The organism is Nostoc sp. FACHB-888 (assembly GCF_014696655.1).
In the GTDB taxonomy this organism is placed as follows: Bacteria; Cyanobacteriota; Cyanobacteriia; order Cyanobacteriales; family Nostocaceae; genus Nostoc.
Genome location: NZ_JACJQM010000254.1, coordinates 1 through 5,100, shown reverse-complemented (window position 1 = coordinate 5,100; position 5,100 = coordinate 1). Strand labels below are relative to the sequence as shown.

At 42.4% G+C, this 5,100-nt stretch carries 5 protein-coding genes and 2 CRISPR repeat arrays; of the genes, 1 reads left to right on the top strand and 4 read right to left on the bottom strand.

Annotated elements, in window-relative coordinates; translation table 11 throughout:
• The coding region (locus H6G26_RS38245; RefSeq protein ID WP_242054275.1) for a DUF5996 family protein at positions 1-349 on the top strand (349 nt) is incomplete at its 5' end.
• Positions 350-365: 16 nt separating this feature from the next.
• Here the strand turns inward: H6G26_RS38245 and H6G26_RS42215 are convergent.
• The 4 genes from H6G26_RS42215 to cas6 form a co-directional block, all read right to left on the bottom strand.
• A complete protein-coding gene (locus H6G26_RS42215; protein ID WP_206757590.1) occupies positions 366-509 on the bottom strand; it encodes a hypothetical protein in 144 nt (47 codons plus the stop codon).
• On the bottom strand, positions 506-1,528 hold the full coding sequence (locus H6G26_RS38240) for an HNH endonuclease (protein ID WP_190736918.1): 1,023 nt from the start codon (positions 1,526-1,528) through the stop codon (positions 506-508). Before H6G26_RS38240 ends, H6G26_RS42215 begins: the two co-directional genes overlap by 4 nt.
• A 333-nt stretch (positions 1,529-1,861) precedes the next feature.
• Positions 1,862-2,011, bottom strand: coding sequence for a hypothetical protein (locus tag H6G26_RS38235; RefSeq protein WP_190736916.1), 150 nt, complete (start codon positions 2,009-2,011; stop codon positions 1,862-1,864).
• Between the two features lie 51 nt (positions 2,012-2,062).
• Positions 2,063-2,461: a CRISPR direct-repeat array (repeat unit 37 nt; unit sequence GTTTCAGTCCCCGTGAGGGGATTTGGTTTGTGGAAAC).
• A gap of 262 nt (positions 2,462-2,723) precedes the next feature.
• The gene (cas6, locus tag H6G26_RS38230; RefSeq protein WP_190736914.1) at positions 2,724-3,875 is read right to left on the bottom strand and encodes a CRISPR-associated endoribonuclease Cas6; all 1,152 of its coding nucleotides are present in this window, start codon (positions 3,873-3,875) and stop codon (positions 2,724-2,726) included.
• A 213-nt stretch (positions 3,876-4,088) separates the two neighbouring features.
• Positions 4,089-4,863: a CRISPR direct-repeat array (repeat unit 37 nt; unit sequence GTTTCAGTCCCCTTGCGGGGTAATAGGCTTTGGAAAC).
• Positions 4,864-5,100 lie beyond the last annotated feature (237 nt).

Sequence of the window (5,100 nt, the reverse complement as noted above, 5' to 3'; positions counted from 1 at the left end):
ACAACACCCGGGTGGTGTACCGAATATGGCCGATTGGGTAACGCGGGAAGCGTACTCGCATGAGGTCAGTAGTTGTGGTTTTTGGTTTGGCGGTGGCGGACAAGAAGCTTTATTCTATGCCTATGCTTACCCAGAACCTGAAGGATTTAAAAATTACCCCATTGAGCCACAAGAAGCGAGTTATAGCTCAGACATGAGAGAATTTATCCTGCCCTACGAAGTAGTGCGCCAAGCTAACGACCCAGATGCAATGGTGCTTAAGTTTTTACAATCTACATACGAAGCAGCAGCCAATTCAGCACAATGGGATCGTGCTGCATTAGACTACGCTCCAGTACTGAAAAGCTAATTTCAAACAATCTTTATCAGTAAATCTGTTCAAAATTCAATGTGGCTTCTAAAAACACCTGCCGCGATCGCATTAAAGGTTGATGTGTGTAATCAGCCCAAACAAGAGTAGCCTTGAAGATGAAGCCAGCACTCATTGTAAAGTTGATCGCAGATTTCAAGCAGGTGTAGAACCACCAAGCGCATTTCTTTCTGCCTCAACAGTTTCTATGCCAAAACCACCAGCTTGAGCATGACGAAGTAGCGATTGTACTATCGGCATCGCAATACTCATGCCAAATAAGGCATTGAAACCTGCAATAACCACTGGTGCAGATAATACAACTGTAAATTCTGGAAATAAGGCTAATACAGCTACTAAGACCAGAAAAACAATTGGTGTCGCAATACCTGCTACTTTTGCATCTTCTACAATTAAATTTTTATATTCTTCAACAGTAATGTCGCCCCGATAAAGATCCAAGGAGTATGAAATCGCTGTGACTATAACTTGTGTGAGAATAGCGGTTCCTGTAGCAGTGATCCCCAGCCTAGCAATTGTTCCAGAATTGCAGATAATAGAATCTACTGCATTATAAACCCGAATATAAAACTGCTCCCCCACAGTCATTACTTCGGCTCCGCGACGCAGATTATCAACACCCACTTCCCATAAGATGTTGTCAGCACCATTTGAGCCACTTTGAGAACGTGGAATGATATGGCTCCCATGCTTGTCGCTCAAGAATTCACGGATAGTCCTTTCGTTGACTCCAACCTTTGATGTGCCTGGAATTTTTTCAAACAGCTTCATGACATCTGTATCAGAGCGAGGTAAATCTCCAGTTCTCAGACCAGCACGATACCTCAATCTATATGCAATCTTGGGCATCTCTAGGGCTAGTTCCGCAGCTGTCTTAGGCAGGTTTTGTAATGCCTCAGCTATAGCTACACTCGAAGTTGTCACAGCAATAGCAGTGCCTTCTAATGCTTTACCCACATTTTGTACAGCTTGAAAACCCTGCTGTGCTGTTGCAGGTAAATCATTTATTGCATTAATGCTTGAGGTAGTAATCTCTACAGTAGTATTTTTGATTCCATCAACTACTTCTTCTATACCCTTTGCTGTATTAGTTGCTGCTTCTTGCGCTTTATCTTTGAGCGTATCCGCCAAATTTCGTGCTTGGTTGATGAAATGCATGTTTCAGTAATTTTTCATTTTAAGATTTTGTATTTTGTCCAGCTATTTGCTCCATACCTCAGAACTATACCAGGAAACTATTTAAAGAAATGGCAAGCGGTTTATAGCTTGAGAATGGGGTAAAGTAAAAACTGAACTATAAAGTTAGTTTAGCTGTTTTATTAACAATTTAAGTAAATTTTAATTGATACAGCAATTAGCATTATATAAGCCATTTTCTTCTACATTTAGTATTCCCATTTTACAGTTACAAACATCATTTGTAATATGCTGTTTGTTCTGACTAGTAAATAAGCCTATTTAGGTTTTATTTAAAAAATAAATTAGCAACACTCAACTGCTAGAATTCTTACGTTTAACGAGTTTTGGCTTGGGAATTGGCTTAGGCGTTGGGGTCGTATTTTCGGGAATCTGATAATTAGCCACAGCAGAGGCGATCGCCTGTATTTGCTGTTCGCTCAAACACTCAGGACAACTAGCCATTGCTTGCAGTAGTGCTTTAGCATCGCTGGCTAGGTGGCGGGTTTCATACTCGTTTCAGTCCCCGTGAGGGGATTTGGTTTGTGGAAACTTCTGGATATCTAATACAGACCTACCCTAGCGTTATGTTTCAGTCCCCGTGAGGGGATTTGGTTTGTGGAAACCTATATCTTCAAATCCTTCAGCAATTCCTTTCGATAGTTTCAGTCCCCGTGAGGGGATTTGGTTTGTGGAAACCAAAACATAACTAACGATCCGCAACAACTTTTTCTGTTTCAGTCCCCGTGAGGGGATTTGGTTTGTGGAAACGCGGTCTTGGGATATTTTGAGTATTCATAAAAATTGTTTCAGTCCCCGTGAGGGGATTTGGTTTGTGGAAACGTAGCAGGTTTCGTAGCTTCCAACCTCAATAAAACGTTTCAGTCCCCGTGAGGGGATTTGGTTTGTGGAAACCGCTCCATCTGAAACTGTTATGGGGCAAGCTTCCTGGGAAGCATTTTGACGGATCGAAAAAAAGGTCATTTTCAGCCGCTCTTATTGCAAATTATTTGCAACTTCCCAAATTTTTGAAACGTTGTAGTTATTTATTTGTCAAGGTTCTGTCCGTTTTGGCAGATCCCCCAGGGTTTTAGCCCCCGCTTCGATTTGCCATCCCATTAAGCTGATTACATAATCATAAGGCAATTACTTAATCGTTGTCCACAAGCAAAGGTTCTCAACTACTGCTTTGCTGTTTAAGCGATTTTCTGGCTAATTTTACGTAAGTTTTCACGGTCAACATCGGCATATCTAAATCTTCAGCGATTGCCTTGAGTGATTCTCCCATCTCTCGCCGGGCCAAAATCGTTGCCCAGGTGACAGCAATTTTATCAGTACGCTGCCCTCCTGTGCGTTTGCGTTGTGCAGTAAATAATTTTGTCAGTTCCTCAATTCGCTCTCCTAGCAGACTTGTTAGCAACTGAGTTGATCTGCTTACCTGCTGCTCTACCCAATCCAAGCGAGTTTGTCCTAGCCCAAAAGTGGTTTTATGCCCTGTGCCGCAGTAAGGAGCCAACCGTACTAAAGCATAAAACAACTCGCTAAATTCTTCTTTGGCTAAAGCTGCTTTGGTTAAACCTAATGAGATTGCGCCTGTAAAACCTGTGACTGACCCACGTTTGCCTGCTGCCACTTTCATTGATTCTAAGCGGTGTTGATGAATAATCACTTCTTCATCAATCCATTTGAGAAAAGGTTCTTGTTCTGTTGGCATCGCCGAAAAATCATTCCACCGCCGCAAGTAACTATGGAAAAGATTCTCTGGTACTGGTAAAGGGAAATGATTTCCTTTCCGACGAAAGCTTGTAGGTGAAATAAAACTGAGACTAATTGTAAAGGGTTTATTTGTAGATGATTCCAGTAGTTGTTTGTAGGTAGTCGGTGCATGAGCAATGCTCACCTGTTTTATCTGTAGAGATGCACCTTTTAAATCTAAGGAGTGTGGTAGTTGGGTTAACCAGTATTTGAGAAACTGTGCTACCCGTTGAGATAAAGCATTCACGTGCCAGTAGTAAATTTCGTTGGCTTCTAGTTGTAATTGTTTGCCACTAGCAACTAGTTGACCTGACAGAGCTGAGATATTAAAGGGCTTTTCTGATTCTCCATCATGCAGATACGCTGAAAGGTCTGGGTCAAATTGTCGTACCTGCTCAAGAAACCAGGCGTGCAGTCCGATCGTGTACTGCGAGTAAAGCAAAGCAGAAGCACTTGACTCAAGTTCAAACACTAATCCCACCAATTCAGTTTCATCTGCCCATGTCACAACAGAAGCAACAGATTTTTGCTTTGGCTTTGGTTTACCACTAGTAGATGTAGCTGCTCTCGGCATTGCTTAGGGCTTTACAAATAATGCTCAATATTGTACGCAATTTTTATCCTCTTTGACTGAACAACAGCCAAACAACAATTAACTTACTGCCAAGGGAATTCTTCGTTGGAAACTACTTTGAACAACTGCGATCGCGGTTGATGTAAAATTTTAGCTCCTTGGTTAATGGAAATCTCGTGTATGGGAAAATTATTCCTCATTAAACCAAAACAGGTTTCAGTCCCCTTGCGGGGTAATAGGCTTTGGAAACTCTATCTACCAAAAGACAACCGATCGCTCTGGTGGCGTTTCAGTCCCCTTGCGGGGTAATAGGCTTTGGAAACCTTGACGTACAAGCTCTGGAATAAAAGGAGTAATCAGTTTCAGTCCCCTTGCGGGGTAATAGGCTTTGGAAACCTGTTTGTAACGTGATTCATAACTACAAAAAGTATTAGTTTCAGTCCCCTTGCGGGGTAATAGGCTTTGGAAACCTCCCGAAGAATTTTCTTAACTTCTGTCAATGTCTCAGGTTTCAGTCCCCTTGCGGGGTAATAGGCTTTGGAAACTACTACATCGGAGGTATCCGAGGCGATTGGGATTCTAGTTTCAGTCCCCTTGCGGGGTAATAGGCTTTGGAAACAGAGAGGAAATATGAGAATCCCTAGGAATGGATTCGGTTTCAGTCCCCTTGCGGGGTAATAGGCTTTGGAAACTCCTAGTGCATCATTTACAGTGAAACCAGTATAGTGTTTCAGTCCCCTTGCGGGGTAATAGGCTTTGGAAACAGGTCGGGTTCTTGGCTGTAAACTGTCCAGACCAGTGTTTCAGTCCCCTTGCGGGGTAATAGGCTTTGGAAACACTAACAACGGTTCACAGACTGTATTTTTTAGATATGGTTTCAGTCCCCTTGCGGGGTAATAGGCTTTGGAAACATCATCCAACAATCAATTGCTGGAGCAGAATTGTTAATCTGTTTCAGTCCCCTTGCGGGGTAATAGGCTTTGGAAACCGCTCGGTCTGAAACTGTTACAGAGCAGGCTTCCTGGGAATGCTTTTGGCAGATCGAAAAAAAAGGTCATTTTCAGCCTGCCTTATTGCAACTAATTTGCAACTTCCCGAATTATTGAAACGCTGTGGTTATCCAGTTGTCAAGGTTCTGGCGATTTTGGCAGATCCCCAGGGTTTTTGACCCCGCTTCGACTTGCCAAATATTGAACTGATTTCACAATCATAAGATGTGTATTTA